This is a genomic window from Rhizobium sp. CCGE 510 (assembly GCF_000292525.1).
GTDB lineage: Bacteria > Pseudomonadota > Alphaproteobacteria > Rhizobiales > Rhizobiaceae > Rhizobium.
Genome location: NZ_AEYF01000037.1, coordinates 30979 through 51903, shown reverse-complemented (window position 1 = coordinate 51903; position 20925 = coordinate 30979). Strand labels below are relative to the sequence as shown.

Below are 20925 nucleotides of genomic sequence, written 5' to 3'. Positions count from 1 at the left end.
GTCGCAAAGGGGAAGAAAACCATGGACGCCAACACTACCGAAAAGCGGCCCTTCAATCTGTCGCGCTGGGCGATCGGCCATCCGAGCATCGCCCGCTTCCTCTTCGGACTGATCATCATCACCGGCGTGCTCGGCCTGATGCGCATGGGCCAGCGCGAGGATCCCGAATTTACCTTCCGCGTCATGGTCGTTCAGGCGATCTGGCCGGGCGCTTCTATCCAGGAGATGGAAGATCAGGTCGTCAACAAGATCGAGCGCAAGCTGCAGGAAACGCCGCATATCGACTGGGTCAAGTCCTATACGCGGGCGGGCAGCGCGATCATCACCCTGCAGGTCAAGGGCGATACGAATTCGAAGGACGTGGCTGATGCCTTCTACCAGGTGCGCAAGAAGGTCGGCGATATCTCCAGCGAGCTGCCGCAGGGCCTGCTCGGCCCCTATTTCAACGACGAATTCGGCGATACTTTCATCACGCTGCATTCGATCAGCGGCGACGGTTATTCCTATCCGGAGCTGAAGAAATTCGCGATCCAGGCGCGCGACATGCTGCTGACGACGCCTGGTGTCGAGAAGGCGGTCATCATCGGCGACCAGCCTGAGAAGATCTATATCGACGTCTCGTCCAAGGCGCTCGCCGAGCGCGGCCTGACGATCCTCGACCTGCAGAATGCCATCAAGGGCCAGAACAATGTCGATCCGGCCGGCTCCGTCGATACCGGCCTGCGCTCGGTGCGCATCTCGGTCGAAGGCGACGTAAAGAAGGCGGCCGATATCCGCGAGCTGCGCCTTCGCGCCGGCGGCCAGGTGACGCGCCTCGGCGATATCGCCACCGTCAGTTCCGGGCTGGAAGACCCCTATCAGCGCAAGTACCGTTTCAATGGCCATGACAGCGTTCAGGTCGGCGTCGTGATGGCCAAGGGCTTCAATGTCACCGATGTCGGCAAGGGCGTCGAGGCGACCTATCAGCGCTTCGAAGAGGCGCTGCCTTACGGCGTCGCTGTCGATCAGATCGCCAACCAGCCGGACGTGGTGACGGATGCGGTCAGCGAATTCATGCATGCACTCGGCGAAGCCCTTGTTATCGTGCTTATCGTTTCGTTCCTATCGATCGGCTGGCGCTCGGGCCTGGTCATCGCCATCGCCATTCCGCTGGTGCTCGCCGCCACCTTCGCGCTGATGTACGAACTCGGCATCGATCTGCAGCGCATCTCGCTCGGCGCGCTGATCATCGCGCTCGGCCTGCTCGTCGACGATGCGATGATCGTCGTCGAGATGATGGAGCGAAAGCTGGAGGAAGGGCTCGTCAAGATCGAGGCGGCAAGCTTCGCCTATTCCTCGACCGCCTTCCCGATGCTGACGGGCACGCTGATCACCACGGCCGGCTTCATTCCCGTCGGCTTTGCCGCATCGACGGCCGGCGAATATGTGCGTTCGCTGTTTTATGTCGTCGGCATTGCGCTGGTGACCTCATGGTTCGTCGCGGTCTATTTCACGCCGTGGCTCGGCTACATGATCCTCAAGCAGCGCCATCACGCCGGCGAGCATCACGATGCCTTCGACACCGGCTTCTATCGCCGTCTGCGCGGCACGGTCGGCTGGGCGGTGCGCCACCGGGTCATCGTGCTGCTCTTGACGCTCGGCACCTTCGTCACCAGTCTCTGGGCCTTCCAGTTCATCCCGCAGAATTTCTTCCCGCAATCCTCGCGGCCGGAAATCCTCGTCGATCTTTGGCTGCCTGAGGGCACCAGCATCAAGGAAGTCGAGGTGCAGGCAAAGGCGCTCGAAGCCAAGATGATGGATGATCACGACAAGAAGTTCATCGCCACCTATATCGGCGAAGGCGCGCCGCGTTTCTTCCTGCCGCTCGACCAGCAGCTGCGCAACCCGAACTTCGCCCAGCTTCTCGTCATGGCCAATGATGAACCGGCGCGCGAGCGGCTGATCGTCAAGCTGCGGACGATTCTTGCCGAAGATTTCCCTGAGATTCGCGGCAAGGTCGACCGTCTCTTCCTCGGCCCACCCACAGGTTGGCCGGTGCAGATGCGCGTCATGGGTCCTGACCGACAGGAAGTGCGAGCGATCGCCGATCAGGTGAAGGCGCGCTTCCAGGCCAACCCGATGCTCGGCGCCATCCATGACGACTGGCTGGAACAGGTGCCGGCGATGAAGCTGGTGATCGACCAGGACCGCGCCCGGGCTCTCGGCGTCACCTCGCAGCGCGTGCGCCAGATGCTGCAGACCGCCATGTCCGGTGCTGCGCTCGACGATTTCCGCGACGGCGAGGAGACGGTCTCTATCGTCGCCCGCGAGCCGGATGCCAGCCGCTCGCTGCTGTCGGCGGTCAATTCCGTCTATGTCCCGACGGATTTCGGCGGCTTCGTGCCGGTCTCGCAGGTCGCCAAGGTCGTGCCGGTCATGGAGCAGGGAATCGAATGGCGGCGCAACAGGCTGCCGACGATCACCGTGCGCGCGACGCTGCCTGACGATGTGCAGCCGAACGACGTGGTGATGAAAATGTATGCCGACCTGAAGGACCTGCGCGACAGCCTGCCGGCCGGCTACAACGTCGAGATCCAGGGCGGCGCCGAGGATGCGGCGGAAAGCCAGATGTCGATCGCCGCCAAAGCGCCGATCATGCTCGCCGTCATCATCGTACTGCTGATGATCCAGCTGCAGCATTTCGGCAAGGCGATGCTGGTGCTCGCCACCGGACCGCTCGGCATTATCGGTGCGGCGGCCGCCTTGCTGATCAGCGGCGCGCCTTTCGGCTTCGTGGCGATCCTCGGCGTCATCGCGCTGCTCGGCATCATCATGCGCAACTCGATCATCCTGGTCGATCAGATCGACCAGGACATCAAGGCCGGCATGCACCGGCAGGAGGCGATCGTCGGTGCGGCCGTACGGCGTTTCCGGCCGATCATGCTGACGGCTCTGACCGCCGTGCTGGCGCTGATCCCGATCTCGCGCGGCGTCTTCTGGGGTCCGCTCGCTTACGCGATGATGGGCGGTATCCTGGTTGCGACCGTGCTTACCATTCTGGTTCTGCCCGCCGGTTACGCGCTTTTCTTCGGCCGGGAGCCGAAGGCAAAGGACGAGCCAGGCCGGGATGCCGACGCCATCCAGGAAGAGGCGGATGACAGACATCCGCCGGCGTTGGCAGCAGAGTGAGGACGGCGCGGCGAAAGCCGCGCCGTTTTCCTTTCTTCAGTCGCAGTCACACCGCAATTCTTCCGACGACGCCGACTCCGCCTCGAAAAAGTCAAGCTGCGGACGCATGCCGGGAAACTGCGGCGGCAAAAACACAGCTCATGTCTTGCCGCGGATCGGGGGAAATATGAGCATTGCCAATTATCGTCTGGAAGCGAGCTGGAGCCCGGTAGAGGGCAGCTTTGGGCGCCTGACCTTCACGCTCTTCAATCTTTCGACCGAGCCGCTGTCCGGCTTCTCGCTCGCATACACGTCGGAGACGCGGGTTGCCGACAAACATGTCTGCAACGGCGGCAGCCTGAAACGACGGTTCGCGCATTTCCATGAATTCCTGCCGCATGAGGAGCTGAGCGTGCCGCTGGGCGGGCACTGGCGGTTCACGGTCGAGGGGCTGACCAGAGAGCCGAAACATGCGACGTCAGGCATCAAATCGGCCTATTTGACACTTGTCGACGGGCGCCATGTTCCCGTCGCTTTCGGCGATCTCATGCTCGAAGGCCGGGATGGCGGTGTGGCGCCGCCGCTTCTGCCGCCGGGCCGGATCGAGGAGCCCTATGCGCTGTTGCCCTGGCCGCTGGCGCTCGGGCTGAAGGCGGGAGATCTGCCGGTCATCCTTTATCCCGTCGAAAGAACCCGGCCCGACGCGATCACGGCGCTCTCCCTGGTTCTCGCGCTTTACCAGCGGCTCTATCCGGCCGACAACCTCCCGTTTTCCCTCAGTGCCGTCAAAGGCGGGCGGGCCATTCGTTTCGCCACCGAATCCTCTATCGCCGCCTTCGCCTACGAATTGCGTTTTACCGCACATGAGATCGTGCTTTCGAGTGCAGATGCGGCTGGGCGGCAATATGGGCTGATCAGCCTGGCGCAATTGCTGCACGGCGCCCGCACCGATCGGGAGCGCTTCAAATTCCCGAATTTCGGCACGATCGCCGACCAGCCGCGTTACGACTGGCGTGGCTGCCATCTCGATGTCTCGCGGCAGTTCTATCCGGTGGCCGACGTCGTGCGGCTGATCGACATCCTCGCCTGGAACAAGCTCAACATCTTCCATTGGCATCTGACCGACGACGAAGCCTGGCGGCTGGAGATCAAGGCCTATCCGGCCCTGACGGAGATTGGTGCCCGGCATGGGCCGGATGAGGTGCTTGTGCCGCAGCTCGGCGACGGGGCGGAAACGCGCTCCGGCCATTACACCCAGGACGAGGTGAGGCAGATCGTTGCGCATGCCACCTCGCTGCATATCGAGGTGGTGCCGGAAATCGATATTCCCGGCCACAGCACCGCGACGCTGTTCTCGCTGCCCGAGCTCATCGACGGCCAGGAGGCGCCGGACAGCTACCGCTCGGTGCAAGGTTATCCCAACAATGCCCTCAATCCGGCGGTCGAATTCACCTATGAATTTCTCGGCAAGGTGTTCGACGAGATGGTGACGCTGTTTCCCAGCGAATATATCCATATCGGCGGCGATGAAGTGGCGCAGGGCTCCTGGCTTTCCTCGCCGCTTTGCAAGGCGCTGATGGAGCGGGAGAAACTGGCCGGCACCGCCGAGCTGCAATCCTATCTTTTGAAACGGATCAAGGCCATGCTGTTGGAACGCGGCAGGAAGCTCGCCGGCTGGAACGAGGTCTCACATGGCGGCGGCGTCGATCGCGACGGCACGCTGTTGATGGCCTGGGAAAAGCCCGCTGTCGGTATCGAGTTGGCTGAGGACGGCTATGATGTGGTGATGACGCCGGGCCAGGCCTATTATCTCGACATGGCGCAGGCCGAAGCCTGGGCCGAGCCCGGCGCGGCATGGGCGGGCTACGCTCCGCCGGAACACACCTACGCTTACGAGGCCGAGGGCGAGTTGCCGGAGGCGTTGCAAGAGAAGATGCGCGGCATCCAGGCCTGCATCTGGACCGAGAACTTCCTCTCCCGCGCCTATTTCAACCGGCTGGTTTTTCCGCGCCTTTCTGCCGTTGCCGAGGCTGCCTGGACGCCTTCGGCGCGCAAGGACTGGGATCGCTTCGCGGCGATCGTGCGGATGTGGCCGGTGCTCTAGGGAAGCCGGCGGTTAGGCCGCCTCGGCCTTCAATCCTAGCAGTGCTGCGCCGATCAGGCCGGGTTCGATACGGCATTGGCTGCGCACCACCAGCGGCCGGTCGAACTTGCGCAGGATGCGGGCGCGCACGGTGTGATCGAGCTCGGCAAGCAGCGGCTCGACATTGGACAGCCCGCCGCCGACCGGCACGATGGTGGCACCGGTGATGTTGATCGTCAGCGCCAGGGGCGAGGCGACGAGATCGACATAGACGTCGATCGTCCGGGTCGCCTTCTTCTCACCATGTTGCCATTGAGCGATGATTTCTTCGCTCGAAAGGTCGAGATCATGCAGCGTCTTGTGCAGGCGTTCCAGGCCACGGGCGCCGCCGACGGTGTCGACGCATCCCTTCTGGCCGCAGCCGCAGGCATAGGCGGGAATGGGGACAGGCGGATTACCGGCTGCGGATGCGATGATCGGCCCGTGACCCCATTCGCCGGCAAAACCGCCGGCCTCATTGACGAGGCGCCCATCGGCTACCAGGCCGCCGCCGACGCCGGTGCCGAGGATGGCGCCGAAGACGATGCGGTGGCCGCGACCGGCGCCGAGGCCGGCTTCGGCCATGGCGAAACAGTCGGCGTCGTTGGCGATCAGCACCGGAAGCCCGAGTTCCGCTTCGAGATCCGCCGCCAGCGTGCGGCCATGGATGCAGGCAATGTTGGCGCAGGTCAGCCGCTGCGTATCGGGATCGACGACACCGGCGATGGAGAGGGCAGTGCGGCTCGGCGCTTCACCGGTTTCAGCGATGATGGCGCGCAAGGTCGCGACGAAAGCGGCGAAATCATCCCTCGGCGTCGGGCGGCGGCCGAGGGGGACGATGTCCGCCTCGGAGCGGGCGATGCCGCCCTTGATGGCGGAGCCGCCGATGTCGAATGAAATGATCATTGCCACCCTGCCGTTTCTCTGGTCTGTGGTGTCTGCTCGCACTGTTGGCGGGGAATTACAAGCCTTCATTCCGCTGCGCGCCATGCGCTGGCGGCGCCAAGGGGATGATCCAGACAAATCGCCACCAACAGCTATTCCCGTCCCACAAGTCATTCAATTGGCATATTGCGCGGCCAAAATCTGCGCCTGCACTTCCATCACCCACTGGTATCATGACCATCGAAAACGCCGATTCCCATAGACGCAGAAGACCACGTCCACCCCGCCCCAAAGGTCGCCGCCTCTCATCCATCCTGCGTCAGCTGGCCGCCGACCGGAGCCGGGAACGGATTTCGATCGGTGACCTGTTCCAGACGATGGGCGACAGGGCGATCAGCGCTTTGATGCTGATCTTCGCGCTGCCGAACGCTTTTCCGACGCCGCCGGGCACTTCGGCAGTGCTCGGCGCGCCGCTCGTCTTCCTGGCGGCGCAACTGACCTTCGGGCTGAAACCCTGGCTTCCGAGGATAATTGCCGACCGTTCGATGCGGCGGGAGGATTTCGAAACCATTGTCGGCCGCATTCATCGCTGGCTCGCCTGGGCGGAGCGCATGCTGAAGCCGAGGCTGGCGATCTTTGCCGAGCCGCCGGCGGAATACATCGCCGGGGCCGCATGCCTGCTGCTGTCGATCGTATTGCTGCTGCCGGTGCCGCTCGGCAATATGCTGCCGGCGATCACCATCTCGGTCTTCGCTTTCGGCATATTAGGCCGCGACGGGCTCTTCGCGCTGATCGGCTTCGTGATGACGGCGGTGTCGCTGGTCGTTGCCGGCGGTGTGATTTACGGTCTGGTGAAGGCGGCGATCTATTTCGTCATGCAATGGTTTGCCTGAGTAATTCGACAGGGCTCCTGTCAACAGGCTCGACATTTGCCGGAATTTTGTTTTGATCTGGCGCGATACAGATTCAAATCATGTTCGGCGGCGGCACGCCGGCTCACTTTCGCGTGGTAGGCATTTAATGGCAAAAAGATCCGAGACCCCTGCACGGCTCGACGATGCGGCGCGTGCCGGCTGGCTCTACTACGTCGCCGGGCGCACGCAGGATGAAATCGCCGCTACGATGGGGATCTCGCGGCAATCGGCGCAGCGGCTGGTGTCGCTGGCGGTCGCCGAGCGCCTGATCAAGGTGCGGCTCGATCATCCGATCGCGGCCTGCCTGGAACTCGCCAGTCAACTGCGGCGGAAATTCGGGCTGAAACATGTGGAGGTGGTGCCGAGCGATTCCGGGTCGTCGGCGACGGTCGGCATTGCCGAGGCGGCCGCGGCCGAAATCGAGCGGTGGCTGAAACGGTCCGAGCCGATCGTGCTCGCCGTCGGTACCGGCCGGACACTGAAGGCCGCCGTCGATCAGCTTCCGGCGATCGAATGTCCCCATCATCGTATCGTCTCGCTGACCGGCAATATCGCGCCGGACGGATCGGCTGCTTATTACAACGTCATCTTCAGCATGGCCGATGCCGTGAAAGCGCGACACTATCCGATGCCGTTGCCGGTGCTCGTCACCTCGGCGGAAGAGCGGGAGCTGCTGCATGGTCAGCAGCTGGTGCGCTCGACACTCGACATCAGCGCGCAAGCCGACGTCACCTTCGTCGGCATCGGCGAACTCGGAATCGACGGGCCGCTCTGCGTCGACGGTTTTCTCGAGAAGGACGAGATGATGGAGCTGATGCGCGGCGGCGCTGTCGGCGAGATTTGCGGTTGGATCTTCGATGTCGACGGCAGGTTGCTCGACAACCCGATCAACGAGCGCGTCGCCTCGGCGCCGATCCCGTCCCGCGACGCGTCGATGGTCATTGGGCTGGCCAAGGGCAAGCGCAAGTTCAAGGCGATCAGGGCCGCGGTCGTTGGCCATCAAATCAACGCTCTGATTAGCGACGAAGAGACTGCTGAGTTTTTGCTCAGGAGTTGAGCAAAAAATATAGTATTTAAAACAATGAGGTAGCTATCTCCTTCGGCACTGCAGCAACGATTGCCGATTGACATTCCATATCGTTTATTGAGTAATTGCCCATGAGCGAAGCGAATGCTCACACCCCATCTTCTGGGAGGAAGATATGACATTGAGAACTTTTCTGCTGGGCGCCTGCTCAGCACTGGCGTTTGCCGGCATGGCCTCGGCCGAGACGCTGACAATCGCAACCGTGAACAACGGCGACATGATCCGGATGCAGAAGCTGACGGATGATTTCAAGGCGAAGAATCCCGGCATCGACCTTGAATGGGTCACCCTCGAAGAAAACGTGCTGCGCCAGAAGGTCACGACCGACATCGCGACCAAGGGCGGCCAGTACGACGTTCTGACCATCGGCACCTACGAAGTTCCGATCTGGTCAAAACAGGGCTGGCTGCTGCCGCTCGACAACCTCGGCAAGGATTACGACGCCGACGACCTGCTGCCGGCGATCCGCAGCGGCCTGACCACGGACGGCAAGCTTTATGCGGCGCCGTTCTACGGCGAGAGCTCGATGGTCATGTACCGCAAGGACCTGTTCGACGCCGCCGGTCTGAAGATGCCCGACGCCCCGACCTGGGACTTCGTGGCGGACGCTGCCCGCAAGATCACCAACAAGGACAAGGAAATCTACGGTATCTGCCTGCGCGGCAAGGCCGGCTGGGGCGAGAACATGGCGTTCCTGACGGCGATGTCCAACTCCTTCGGCGCGCGCTGGTTCGATGAAAAGTGGAAGCCGCAGTTCGATCAGCCCGAGTGGAAGGACACGCTCGATTTCTACGTCAAGCTGATGAAGGATGCCGGCCCTCCGGGCGCTTCTTCCAACGGGTTCAACGAAAACTTGGCGCTCTTCCAGACCGGCAAGTGCGGCATGTGGATCGACGCAACGGTTGCCGCTTCCTTCGTCGCCGATCCGAAGCAGTCGCAGGTCGCCGACAAGGTCGGCTTCGCGCTTGCCCCGGATAAGGGCCTTGGCAAGCGTGGCAACTGGCTCTGGGCCTGGAACCTCGCCATCCCGGCAGGTTCGCAGAAGGTCGAAGCCGCTGAGAAGTTCGTCGCCTGGGCAACGAGCAAGGACTACACCAACCTCGTCGCCGAGAAGGAAGGCTGGCTGAACGCACCTCCAGGCACCCGCACCTCGCTCTACGCCAATGCGGACTATCAGAAGGCGGCTTCGTTTGCCAAGATGACGCTAGACTCGATCAACTCGGCCGATCCGACCAAGCCGACCGTCAAGCCGGTCCCCTATGTCGGCGTCCAGTTCGTGGCGATCCCGGAATTCCAGGGCATCGGTACGGCAGTGGGCCAGCAGTTCTCCGCAGCACTTGCCGGCCAGCTTTCGGTCGACCAGGCCCTGCAGGCTGCCCAGCAGCTGACCACGCGCGAAATGACCAAGGCCGGCTACATTAAATAAGACCTCCTGAGCAAGAGGCGGATTCTTGACGATCCGCCCCTCTGGGCCGCCGATTGCCCTAACTGCATCGGCGGCCGCTTTTTTGAGACAAAGCTTTCCTGCAGCCGCTCCCCGCTTCAGATCAGATCGGTGATTGCCATGGCAACCTTGCATACTCGCTCCGCAGCGCGCCTGATGATTGCGCCCTCCGTGCTGCTCCTCTTTGCATGGATGATCGTCCCGCTTGCGATGACGATCTACTTTTCGACGCTGAACTATAATCTGCTCAGCCCCGGCATGGAGAGCTTCGTCGGCTTTCTGAACTACGAATATTTCCTGTCCGATCCGGCCTTTTTCGCGGCGCTGATCAACACGCTGCTGCTCGTCGCCGGCGTTCTGGTGATCACCGTCATCGGCGGCATCGCCTTTGCGCTGCTGCTCGACCAGCCGATGTACGGCCAGGGTATCGTACGCATCCTGGTGATCGCGCCATTCTTCGTCATGCCGACTGTGGCCGCGCTGGTATGGAAGAATATGTTCATGAACCCGGTCAACGGCCTCTTTGCGCATCTTGCCAAGGCGCTTGGCCTGCAGCCGATCGACTGGCTGGCGAATGCGCCGCTGCTCTCGGTCATTCTCATCGTTGCCTGGCAGTGGCTGCCGTTTGCGACGCTTATCATGCTGACGGCGCTGCAGTCGCTCGACGAGGAGCAGAAGGAAGCCTCCGAGATGGACGGCGCCGGGCCGATCTCGAAATTCATCTACATCATCCTGCCGCACATGGCCCGCGCCATCACCGTGGTGATCCTGATCCAGACGATCTTCCTGCTTTCGGTCTTCGCCGAAATCCTCGTCACCACCAATGGCGGGCCGGGCACCGACAGCACCAACCTCACCTATCTCGTCTACGCCCAGGCGCTGCTGCAGTTCGATATCGGCGGAGCTTCGGCGGGCGGCATCGTCGCGGTGGTGCTTGCCAATATCGTTGCGATCTTCCTCGTCCGCCTCGTCGGCAAGAATCTGGAGGCTTGAGATGGCCAGAAAAGTCACCACCCGGCGCAAGGTCATCTTTACCGCAATCGCCTGGACGCTCGGCATCCTGATCTTCTTCCCGATTCTCTGGACGTTCCTGACCAGCTTCAAGTCGGAAGCCGACGCCATCGCCTCGCCGCCGCAGTTCCTGTTCTTCCACTGGACGACAGAAAATTACGCGGAGGTGCAAAGCCGGTCGAACTACCTCAGCCACTTCATGAACTCGGTGATCATTTCCTTTGGCTCGACGCTGATCGGCCTGATCATCGCGATCCCGGCCGCCTGGGCGATGGCGTTTTCGCCGACCAAGCGGACCAAGGACGTGCTGATGTGGATGCTGTCGACCAAGATGATGCCGCCTGTGGGCGCGCTGATCCCGATCTATCTGCTGTTCCGCAATTCGGGCCTGCTCGACACGCGCACCGGCCTGGTGATCGTGCTGACGCTGATCAACCTGCCGATCATCGTCTGGATGCTCTACACCTATTTCAAGGAAATTCCCGGCGAGATCCTCGAAGCGGCCCGCATGGACGGGGCTTCGCTGATGAAGGAGATCGTCTACGTTCTGACGCCGATGGCGGTGCCCGGTATCGCCTCGACGCTGCTTTTGAACATCATCCTTGCCTGGAACGAGGCGTTCTGGACGCTCAACCTCACCGCCTCGAAGGCGGCGCCGCTGACGGCCTTCATCGCGTCCTACTCGAGCCCGGAAGGCCTGTTCTACGCCAAGCTCTCGGCGGCTTCGACGATGGCGATCGCGCCGATCCTGATCCTCGGCTGGTTCAGCCAGAAACAACTCGTCCGCGGCCTGACCTTCGGCGCAGTGAAATAAGATAAGGGAGACAAACATGGGCAGCATTACCCTTCAGAAGGTTTCCAAGGTCTTCGGCGAAGCCAAGGTCATCCCTTCGATCGATCTCGACATCAAAGACGGCGAGTTCGTCGTCTTCGTCGGCCCGTCGGGCTGCGGCAAGTCCACGCTGCTCAGGCTGATCGCTGGCCTCGAGGACGTCTCCGGCGGCAAGATCGTCATCGACGGCCGGGACGCCACCGAAAAGGCGCCCTCGGAACGCGGCCTTGCCATGGTGTTCCAGTCCTATGCGCTTTATCCGCATATGAGCGTGCGCAACAACATCGCCTTCCCGCTGAAAATGGCGGGCATCGACAAGGCGGAAATCGACCGCAAGGTGACGGATGCGGCCCGTGTGCTCAATCTCACCGACTACCTGGAGCGCAAGCCGCGTCAGCTTTCCGGCGGCCAGCGCCAGCGCGTCGCGATCGGCCGCGCCATCGTGCGCCAGCCTTCGGCCTTCCTGTTTGACGAACCGCTGTCGAACCTCGATGCAGCGTTGCGTGTCAACATGCGTCTCGAGATCAGCGAACTGCATCAGCAGTTGAAGACGACGATGGTCTACGTCACCCACGACCAGGTCGAGGCGATGACCATGGCCGACAAGATCGTCGTGCTGAACAGGGGTAATATCGAGCAGGTCGGCTCGCCGCTCGAGCTTTACAGCCGTCCGCGCAACCTCTTCGTTGCCGGCTTCATCGGCTCGCCGAAGATGAATTTCATCAACGGACAGAACGCCGCTCAGCTGGGCGCCCATACGATCGGCATCCGACCCGAACATATGTTGCTGTCGATGGAGAGCGGTGACTGGAAGGGCAGGGTGGTGGTCGCCGAACATCTTGGCTCCGACACCTTCCTGCATATCGATGCCGAGGGCATCGGCATGATGACGGCGCGCGGCAGCGGCGATTTTGCGGCCAAAGCCGGAGATGCGGTCTATCTGACGCCGGATCGTTCGCGTATTCACAAATTCAACGAGGGCGGCCTTGCCATCTAAGGCCGACTGCCGGGCTGGGGGCAGGCATGCGAGCCGGGCGATGGCGTCCGGCCGTTTCGGCAAGACCTTCAAGAGGACTGAAACATGACGTGCAAATTATCGCTGGCAACGCTTTCGGATGTGGCGGGCACCGCGGCCATCCCTGGATATGACAGGGCGTCGCTGAAAGCCGGCATCGTGCACTTCGGCGTCGGCAATTTTCACCGCGCCCATCAGGCGGTCTATCTCGACGATCTCTTCAACGCCGGCGCGGATCACGATTGGGCGATCGTCGGCGCCGGTGTGCTGCCATCCGATGCGGCGATGCGCGAAAAGCTTGAGGCACAGGATTTTCTGACGACGGTGGTCGAGCAGGATAACAACAAGACGGCGGCGCGCGTCACCGCGCCGATGATCGATATCCTGCCGGTCGGCGACCCCGCCGCTATCATCGCCAGGCTCGCCGATCCCGAGATCCGCATCGTTTCGCTGACGATCACCGAGGGTGGCTATTTCATCGACGCATCAGGAACCTTCAACCCGGCGCATCCCGCGATTGCTGCCGATGGCGACAGCCCCGACGCGCCGAAGACGGTGTTCGGCCTGATCGTCGCCGGGCTGAAGGCGCGCAAGGACAGGGGTATCGAACCCTTTACCGTCATGTCCTGCGACAACATCCCCCATAATGGCATCGTCACCGCCAATGCCGTGGTCGGCACGGCCGCCCTCTCGGATGCTGGGTTCGCCGAGTGGATCCGGGCGAATGTCGCCTTCCCGAATGCGATGGTCGACCGCATCACGCCGGCAACCGGCCAGCGCGAAATCGATTTCCTCAGGGACAATTTCGAGATCGAGGATAATTGGCCGGTCTATTGCGAGGAATTCAAGCAATGGGTGCTTGAGGACAAGTTCACGGCCGGTCGGCCGGCACTGGAAAAGGTCGGCGTCACCTTCGTGCCCGATGTGACGCCCTACGAGCATATGAAGATCCGGATTCTCAACGGCGGACATGCTGCGATCGCTTATCCGGCGGCGCTGATGGACATTCATTTCGTTCATGATTCCATGGAAAACCCGTTGATTCGCGCCTTCCTCGCGAAGCTCGAGAAAGACGAAATCATCCCGATCGTGCCGCCGGTGCCGAACACATCGCTGACGGATTATTTCGCGCTGATCGAACATCGCCTGCTCAATCCGAAAATTGCCGACACCATTCCTCGGCTGGCGCAGGACGGATCGAACCGCCAGCCGAAATTCATCTTGCCGTCGACGCTCGACAATCTGCGCCAGGGCAGGGACATCGTCGGCCTGGCGCTGGTTTCGGCGCTCTGGTGCCGTTACTTCGCCGGCAAGACCGATAGCGGCAAGGATATCGTCTTCAACGACGCCAGCGCCGAGCGCCTGCACGCGGCGGCGCTGAAGGCGAAGAGCGATTCGTCGGCCTTCCTGGTCTTCGATGATATTTTCGGCGAAGTGGCGAAATCCGAACTTTTCCGCAAGCGTTTTGCCGATGCACTCAAAAGCCTGTGGGAAAAGGGCACGCGGGCGACGCTGCAACTCTATCTCGACGGCAAGCTTGCGGTGTAAGGAATCCGGATGGCGGCATCTGCCGTCATTCATCCGGCCTTGCGCGCAAAGCGGGACGGTGACGCGTTCGAATTGAACTCAGGTTGGGTCTTTCCATGGCTGATGCTGAACCACGGCTGGTCATCTTCGATTGCGACGGCGTGCTCGTCGACAGCGAGCCGATCTCGATCAACGTGCTCGTAGGGGCGATGAACGATCTCGGCGTCTCGATCACTGAGGATCAGGCCTATGAGCGCTTTCTCGGCCGCAGCCTTTCGACCCTCATCGATACGCTGGAAACCGAATTCAACGTCCACGCCGGCGAGGAATTCCTCGAGCGCATTCGTACCGATCTCTACACCCGTTTTCGCACCGAACTGAAGCCGATAGAGGGTATCGCCGCGACGATCGACGGGCTTGGCGTTCGCTGCTGCGTCGCCTCGTCCAGCCAGATGGAGCGAATCCGGCTGTCGCTGTCCGTCACCGGGCTTCTCGGCAAGCTGCCCGACATCTTTAGCGCGACGATGGTCAAGCGCGGCAAACCGGCACCCGATCTTTTCCTGCATGCGGCGCGTGAAATGCAGGTGGCGCCTGCTCATTGCATTGTTGTAGAGGACAGCCCGGCCGGCATTGCTGCCGCCAAGGCAGCTGGTATGACGGTCTTTGCCTTCACCGGCGGATCACACGCCAACTTTGCCGGCTATCGCGCCGAACTCGACCGGCTTTCGCCGGAAGCGGTGTTTGACGCCATGCCGGATTTGATCCACCTTGTCCGCAACCATAAGCTGGACGGGACCAAGATTTGATGCGTGATCATATGGTTGCGGTGGATATCGGCACGGGCAGTGCGCGCGCCGGCGTCTTTGATGCACGCGGCCGCCTGCTCGCCAAGGCCGAGCATCCGATCGTGATGAACCGGCCGCGTGAAAACCATGCCGAGCACGATTCCGAAGATATCTGGTCCGCCGCCTGTACGGCGGTGCGCAAGGCGATGGAGCAATCCGGCATCGCCGCCGCCTCGGTCGGTGCGATCGGCTTCGACGCTACATGTTCGCTCGTCGTGCGTGACGTCGAGGGTCGGCAGCTCAGCGTGTCCACAGGCGGCGAGACACGCTTCGACACGATCGTCTGGCTCGATCACCGGGCGCTGAAGGAAGCCGATTTCTGTACGGCGACGGAGCATACGGTGCTCGAACATTCCGGCCACGTCATGTCGCCTGAAATGGAGATGCCGAAGCTGATGTGGCTGAAGAAGAAGCTGCCTGCCACATGGGAGAAGGCTGGCTATTTCTTCGATCTCGCCGATTTCATGACGTGGAAATCGACCGGATCGCTCGCCCGTTCGCGCTGCACGTTGACAGCGAAGTGGAACTATCTCGCCCATCGCGAAACGGGCTGGCAGCAGGATTTCCTGGAGCGGATCGGCCTAGAGGACCTTCAGGAGCGCGGCCACCTGCCGGATGAAACCACGCCTGTCGGAGGCAGCGTCGGTTGGCTGACGCCGGAAGCGGCGCTGGCGCTCGGGCTGACCACGGACTGCCATGTCTCCGCCGGCATGATTGACGCCTATGCCGGCGCGCTTGGCGCGCTTGGCGGCTACGCCGCCGATCCTGTAAAACGAGAGCACCAGCTGGCGCTGATCGCCGGCACGTCGAGCTGCATCGTCACATTCTCGCGGGAACGCAAGCCGAGCCATGGAATGTGGGGCCCCTATTACGAAGCGGTCTTTCCAGAATCCTGGCTGGTAGAGGCTGGGCAATCGGCGACTGGCGCGCTGCTCGACCACATCGTGCGCATGCACGCGGCCGGCGGTGAGCCGACGGCGGCGCTGCATCAGAGGATCGTCGCACGCATCGCCGAATTGCGGGCCGAGGAGGGCGATGCCTTCGGTGCACGCATTTTCGTGCTGCCGGATTTTCATGGCAACCGTTCGCCGCTCGCCGATCCGCATGCCGTCGGTGTCGTCAGCGGGCTGACGCTCGATACGTCCTTCGATGGGCTTTGCACGCTTTACTGGCGCACGGCCGTGGCGATTGCGCTCGGCATTCGCCACATCCTCGAAATGATGAAGGAATACGGCTACGTACCCGATACGCTGCATATTGCCGGCGGGCATGTGAAGAACCCGGTGCTGATGGAACTCTACAGCGATGCCACCGGCTGCAAGGTGGTGGTGCCGAAAATGAACGAGGCGGTGCTGCTCGGCACGGCGATCGCGGCATCCGTCGCCTGCGGCTTGTACGGTGATTTGGCGGCAGCCGGCGAGGCGATGTATCCGGGTGGCGACGAACGACTGCCTGACAAAACGAAACAGGCGCTCTACGACCGCGACTACCGCCGTCTTCTCGCCATGCACCGGCATCGTACCGAACTGGAGACGATGCATTAGCCGATCAGTGGTTCGCAGTCTCGCCGAGGACGGTCGCAAATTCCATCATGCGGCGGCGGCGAAGGGCCGCCTCTTCTCCGACTTCAAGGACGACGGATTCCGACAGGCAATCGAGCAGTGCGATCAGCGGCGGAAGATTGTCGAGATCGGGCGCGCGCGCTGGCGGCAAGGGCAGCATGACATTCGACTGGTCCGCCATCCAGTCCGCTTGTTGCGGTGAAATGAGCACGACCTTATAGCCGTAGCGCCGAGCGGTCCGGGCAAGCAGCCGCGCCTTGGCGAAGCGGCGGCAATCGATGATGACCAGTAGCGCGTCATCAACGGCCAGCCGGGCGAAAAGCTCGGCAAAACGGTTGTCGGCGCCGTCGAGCGTGCGCACGCCGTCGCGGGCTTGCGTCAGCCGCTGGCAGAAATGATGGGCAAGGCTTGCAAGCCGGGCATGCGTGACGATCGACACTTCGCGGGCAGTGCTGATCAAGCTGACCGCTTCGGACCAGTGCGGCTGCGCCGTCAGATGATAGATATGGTGGAGCGCCTGGATCTGTTCGGCAACCAGTACGGCGAGCGGTTTGCCCTCGGCGGCGTCCTGATGCAGCTCGCTCATGGCGCTTTGCAATTGCGCCGGCGATGTCGTCACGGTCTCGCGAATCTCCACCTTGACGCTGTCCAATCCCTGATAGCCGAGCGAGCGCAGGAAGCGCCCGACGGTCATCGGCGAGAGATCCAGGCGATCGGCGACCGATGCAGCTGTCTCGAACGGCAGGTCGTTCAGGTGTTCGGTGAAATATTTCGCAATGCGACGTTCGGCCGGTGTGCCGGTTTTTGCGTATTGCCTGAGTTTTTGCACAAAGTCTTCCACATCAGCCTCCCCCGTTTTTCCCTAGAGGCGTTCCGTGGATGCGCTGTTGCGACCCCTTGTCTTTGCAACTATTTCGGAAGCTGCTTCTCAGGCCCATGCATATTTGGATACGTGACAATACTATATTAGCATTTAATTTTCGACAAGTTTTCTATTACCGCATGCAATTTTATTCTCTCTTGTCGGTGGCCTCCATCTTTCCTACATCTTCGGCGCAACCGGAGACGCCTGAGATATGATCCTTGACGCCGCTCGACTATCGCTCACCAATTTGTTCGCGCCGGAAACACGCTCGGTCTTCTGGAAAGTGCTCGGCCTGACGATTCTCGTGCTGGTCGGTCTCTGGTTCGCGCTGCGTGGAGCCTTCATGGCTTTCCTCTTTCCCTGGCTCACCAGCTTCTTTCCCGATGTGCCGGATTGGGCGGGATGGCTCGCCCTGGTTTTCGCAATTCTTGCCGGTATTGGCCTTGCGCTGATGTTGGCGTTACTGCTTTCGCCGGTCACGGCGCTGATCGCCGGCCTGTTTCTCGACGATGTCGCCGATGTCATCGAAAAACGCGATTATCCCAAGGACGCTCCGGGCACCGCCATGCCGCTCGCTCCGGCGATGGCAAGCTCGATCAAGTTCCTCGGCGTGGTGATCCTCGGCAATATCGTGGCGTTGCTGCTGCTGTTCATTCCCGGCGTCAATCTGATCGCTTTTTTTCTGGTGAACGGCTATCTGCTCGGTCGGGAATTTTTCGAATTCGCCGCAATGCGCTTCCGTTCGCCTGAGGAGGCGCGGCTCTTCCGCGCCAAGCACGCCTCCACCGTCTTTCTCGGCGGGCTGATGATCGCCCTGTTTCTGGCGATCCCGTTCGTCAATCTTCTGACACCGCTGTTTGCCGCCGGCATGATGGTGCATTTGCACAAGCTGATTTCCGCTAAGGATGCGGGGTTGCGCCCCTGACGCGTGGCGCGCTCTACCATCATTTTGAAGACAAGAAGGCGCTTTTTAGGGCGGTTATCGAATGCGAGGCACGCGCGGTGGCCGCGGCGATCGAGGCGCGCTCGGCGTCCTACGGCGCGCCTCGTGCCATGCTGATCGGCGGTGCCTCGGCCTATTTCGATGCGATGGTGGCGCCAGGGCGCACGCGGCTGCTGCTGATCGAGGCGCCTGCCGTTCTCGGCCCGCTGGCGAGTGCGACGATCGATGCAGAGAATGCGGAAGCGACGCTGCGGGCAGGGCTTGCAGCGATGCTTCCGGAGGCTGGCGCTATGCTCGAACCGCTGACGTCGCTGCTATCGGCGGCCTTCGATCACGCGGCGATCGCGATCGAGACGGGCGCTGAAAGGCGGCATTACGAGCTGGCGATCGCTGTCCTACTCGACGGCCTCGCCGATCACTTGCGGCGGTAGCTCGACCAGCGGCGCCGGCACATCCCAACTCTTCTCCGGCGATTTACAGAGATCGGCGATGACGCAGCGTTCGCATTCGGGGCGGCGCGCCTTGCAGGTGTAGCGACCGTGCAGGATCAGCCAGTGATGCGCATGATAGAGGTAATGTTTCGGGATCACCTTCATCAGTCGCGCTTCGACCTCGTCGGGCGTCTTGCCGGGGGCAAGCCGGATACGATTGGCGATGCGGAAAATGTGCGTGTCGACGGCCATCGTCGCCTGGCCGAAGGCCATGGACAGCACAACATTGGCGGTCTTGCGGCCGACGCCCGGCAATCTCACCAATTCGTCGCGCGTCTTTGGCACCTTGCTGCCGAACTGGCCGACCAACATCTGCGAGAGCGCGATGACGTTTTTCGCCTTGTTGCGGTAGAGGCCGATCGTCCTGATGTAATCGCGCAACCGCTCCTCGCCGAGATCGAGCATCTTTTCCGGCGTATCGGCCACCTTGAAGAGCGCGCGGGTCGCCTTGTTGACGCCGACATCGGTCGCCTGCGCCGAAAGCGCCACGGCGACGACCAGGGTAAAGGGGTTGGTGTGCTCGAGCTCGCCCCTCGGTTCCGGCCGCTGCACCGAGAAGCGGCGGAAGATCTCTTCACGCTCGGCCAGTGAATAGACCGTGCGCATCGCTGCGGCCTTCTTGCGGCTGGTGATCACATTCGCGTCCTGAGGCGTCTTGCTAACGGATTTGAGTTTCGGATTTGCCATGGAAACTCTATACTCAGCAGCCATGATGGAAAGCAACGCCGACAGCTTCAACGAGCAGCCTGTTTTCGCCGCCGAACTCTTCCCCCACCGGTCGCTCGGCCGCCGGGGCTTCAAGGTGCTGCTTATCCTGTCCGGTTCCGTCTGCCTCCTCTACGGCATGTTCTTCATCGCGACCGGCGCCTGGCCGATCGGCTTCTTCTTCGGACTGGATTTCGTGCTTCTCTACGGCGCCTTCTGGCTGAATTACCGGTCCGGCAAGGCGCGCGAACAGGTAACGGTGTCGCGTACGGATGTGTCGGTGCGCAAGTTCACGCCATCGGGACGGATGGTGGAACATCACTTCAATCCGTTCTGGGCGCGCTTTCTCGTTCGAAGGCACCAGGAGATCGGCATCCTTTCTATGCAGATCTTCGGCGACGGCCGGCGCACCGATATCGGCTCCTTCCTCAATCCCGACGATCGTGAAAGCTTCGCCAAAGCCTTCAAGGGCGCACTCGCCACGGTCAAGCAGCGTATATGAGCTCACTTGGTGGGTGCGCAAGAAACGGGTGGTTTGCGAACACCCTATTGATTATCTCCTTGTGACAAGGAGAAAGACGATGAATATGATTGCGAACCTGCAGACAGACATCACGCCTGACGGCCCCGATTACGACATTGTCCGTCGGGTGATCGAACTCATCACCGAGGATTACCGTGACCAGCCTTCTCTGGAGGCGATCGCAGCGCGGCTCAACCAGTCGCCAACCCAGCTGCAGAAGACCTTCACCCGCTGGGCCGGGCTGTCGCCTAAGGGCTTCCTGCAGGCGGTGACGCTCGACCACGCCAAGCGGCTGCTGCGCAAGGAAGATATGCCGCTGCTCGAGACCTCGATCGAGGTCGGCCTTTCCGGGCCGAGCCGCCTGCACGACCTCTTCGTCACCCATGAGGCGATGTCGCCCGGCGAATGGAAGGCGAAGGGTGGTGGTCTCACCATCCGCTACGGTTTCCACATCTGCCCCTTCGGCATCGCGCTGATCATGGTGACCGACCGCGGCCTTGCCGGCCTTGCCTTCAGCGATTCCGGCGATGAGAGGGCCTGCCTCGAAGATATGACCTGCCGCTGGCCGAACGCCTGTTACGTCGAGGACCTGCAGGCAACGGTTCCCTACGCCGCCCGCATCTTCGAGCCCGGCAAGTGGTCTTCGGAACAGCCGCTGCGTGTCGTGCTGATCGGCACGGATTTCCAGGTCAGTGTCTGGCAGAGCCTGCTGAAAATCCCATTCGGCAAGGCCGTCACCTATTCCGATATCGCCAGCGATATCGGCCGGCCGACGGCGCAGCGCGCTGTGGGAGCCGCGGTCGGGGCCAACCCGATCTCCTTCGTCGTGCCTTGCCACCGGGCAGTCGGCAAGAATGGCGCGCTGACGGGCTATCATTGGGGCCTCACCCGCAAGCGGGCGATGCTCGGCTGGGAATCGGCGCATGCCTGATAGGGGCGGAGCGGGAGGTCGGTCGTCGCTTGTCGCTCCGACCGTTTGCTCCAGTGTCGCTTCCCCCCCTCATCGC

The 20925-nt window shown here is 61.9% G+C and carries 18 protein-coding genes and 1 pseudogene; 16 read left to right on the top strand and 3 right to left on the bottom strand.

What is annotated here, in order from left to right; genetic code table 11:
* Positions 1–21: 21 nt before the first annotated feature.
* Complete coding sequence (locus RCCGE510_RS17065; protein WP_007631911.1) at positions 22–3168, top strand: efflux RND transporter permease subunit; 3147 nt, start codon at positions 22–24, stop codon at positions 3166–3168.
* A 172-nt stretch (positions 3169–3340) separates the two neighbouring features.
* Complete coding sequence (locus tag RCCGE510_RS17060; RefSeq protein ID WP_081525753.1) at positions 3341–5251, top strand: family 20 glycosylhydrolase; 1911 nt, start codon at positions 3341–3343, stop codon at positions 5249–5251.
* 12 nt (positions 5252–5263) lie between these two features.
* Here RCCGE510_RS17060 and RCCGE510_RS17055 read toward each other — a convergent pair whose 3' ends face one another.
* A complete protein-coding gene (locus RCCGE510_RS17055) occupies positions 5264–6175 on the bottom strand; it encodes an ROK family protein (protein WP_007631907.1) in 912 nt (303 codons plus the stop codon).
* On the opposite strand from RCCGE510_RS17055, the gene RCCGE510_RS34795 reads away from it, so the two are divergent.
* The 10 genes from RCCGE510_RS34795 (at position 6156) to RCCGE510_RS17010 (ending at position 16373) form a co-directional block, all read left to right on the top strand.
* Positions 6156–6416 (top strand): hypothetical protein, encoded by a 261-nt coding sequence (locus tag RCCGE510_RS34795; protein WP_157179917.1) that lies wholly within the window; start codon positions 6156–6158, stop codon positions 6414–6416. The two genes, RCCGE510_RS17055 and RCCGE510_RS34795, sit on opposite strands and share 20 nt — an antisense overlap.
* 52 nt (positions 6417–6468) lie before the next feature.
* A complete protein-coding gene (locus RCCGE510_RS17050) occupies positions 6469–7047 on the top strand; it encodes an exopolysaccharide biosynthesis protein (protein WP_192815316.1) in 579 nt (192 codons plus the stop codon).
* 127 nt (positions 7048–7174) lie between these two features.
* Positions 7175–8125: a sugar-binding transcriptional regulator gene (locus RCCGE510_RS17045; protein ID WP_007631905.1), complete on the top strand. Its 951-nt coding sequence runs from the start codon at positions 7175–7177 to the stop codon at positions 8123–8125.
* Positions 8126–8270: 145 nt separating this feature from the next.
* A complete protein-coding gene (locus RCCGE510_RS17040; RefSeq protein ID WP_007631904.1) occupies positions 8271–9581 on the top strand; it encodes a sugar ABC transporter substrate-binding protein in 1311 nt (436 codons plus the stop codon).
* A 138-nt stretch (positions 9582–9719) separates the two neighbouring features.
* Positions 9720–10592, top strand: a complete 873-nt coding sequence (locus RCCGE510_RS17035; protein WP_007631903.1) for a sugar ABC transporter permease — start codon at positions 9720–9722, stop codon at positions 10590–10592.
* Between the two features lies 1 nt (position 10593).
* Positions 10594–11424: a carbohydrate ABC transporter permease gene (locus tag RCCGE510_RS17030; RefSeq protein WP_007631901.1), complete on the top strand. Its 831-nt coding sequence runs from the start codon at positions 10594–10596 to the stop codon at positions 11422–11424.
* Between the two features lie 16 nt (positions 11425–11440).
* Positions 11441–12439: an ABC transporter ATP-binding protein gene (locus RCCGE510_RS17025; RefSeq protein ID WP_007631900.1), complete on the top strand. Its 999-nt coding sequence runs from the start codon at positions 11441–11443 to the stop codon at positions 12437–12439.
* A gap of 84 nt (positions 12440–12523) precedes the next feature.
* The gene (locus tag RCCGE510_RS17020) at positions 12524–14005 is read left to right on the top strand and encodes a mannitol dehydrogenase family protein (protein ID WP_007631899.1); all 1482 of its coding nucleotides are present in this window, start codon (positions 12524–12526) and stop codon (positions 14003–14005) included.
* 95 nt (positions 14006–14100) lie between these two features.
* Positions 14101–14790, top strand: a complete 690-nt coding sequence (locus RCCGE510_RS17015) for an HAD family hydrolase (RefSeq protein ID WP_007631898.1) — start codon at positions 14101–14103, stop codon at positions 14788–14790.
* The gene (locus tag RCCGE510_RS17010) at positions 14790–16373 is read left to right on the top strand and encodes an FGGY-family carbohydrate kinase (RefSeq protein ID WP_007631897.1); all 1584 of its coding nucleotides are present in this window, start codon (positions 14790–14792) and stop codon (positions 16371–16373) included. Before RCCGE510_RS17015 ends, RCCGE510_RS17010 begins: the two co-directional genes overlap by 1 nt.
* Before the next feature lie 4 nt (positions 16374–16377).
* Here RCCGE510_RS17010 and RCCGE510_RS17005 read toward each other — a convergent pair whose 3' ends face one another.
* A complete protein-coding gene (locus RCCGE510_RS17005; protein ID WP_007631895.1) occupies positions 16378–17232 on the bottom strand; it encodes a MurR/RpiR family transcriptional regulator in 855 nt (284 codons plus the stop codon).
* A gap of 235 nt (positions 17233–17467) precedes the next feature.
* Here RCCGE510_RS17005 and RCCGE510_RS17000 point away from each other — a divergent pair, with 235 nt between their 5' ends.
* Positions 17468–18181, top strand: a complete 714-nt coding sequence (locus RCCGE510_RS17000; RefSeq protein ID WP_007631894.1) for a sulfate transporter family protein — start codon at positions 17468–17470, stop codon at positions 18179–18181.
* A pseudogene (locus RCCGE510_RS16995) lies at positions 18178–18630 on the top strand (TetR/AcrR family transcriptional regulator); the annotation flags it as partial. The gene RCCGE510_RS17000 and the pseudogene RCCGE510_RS16995, both read left to right, overlap by 4 nt.
* Here the strand turns inward: RCCGE510_RS16995 and nth are convergent.
* Positions 18595–19401, bottom strand: coding sequence for an endonuclease III (gene nth, locus RCCGE510_RS16990; RefSeq protein ID WP_192815315.1), 807 nt, complete (start codon positions 19399–19401; stop codon positions 18595–18597). The pseudogene RCCGE510_RS16995 and the gene nth sit on opposite strands and share 36 nt — an antisense overlap.
* On the opposite strand from nth, the gene RCCGE510_RS16985 reads away from it, so the two are divergent.
* Both RCCGE510_RS16985 and RCCGE510_RS16980 read left to right on the top strand, forming a co-directional pair.
* Positions 19400–19897, top strand: a complete 498-nt coding sequence (locus RCCGE510_RS16985; protein WP_007631891.1) for a DUF2244 domain-containing protein — start codon at positions 19400–19402, stop codon at positions 19895–19897. The genes nth and RCCGE510_RS16985 overlap by 2 nt on opposite strands.
* A 79-nt stretch (positions 19898–19976) precedes the next feature.
* Positions 19977–20849 (top strand): bifunctional helix-turn-helix domain-containing protein/methylated-DNA--[protein]-cysteine S-methyltransferase, encoded by an 873-nt coding sequence (locus RCCGE510_RS16980; RefSeq protein WP_007631890.1) that lies wholly within the window; start codon positions 19977–19979, stop codon positions 20847–20849.
* Positions 20850–20925 lie beyond the last annotated feature (76 nt).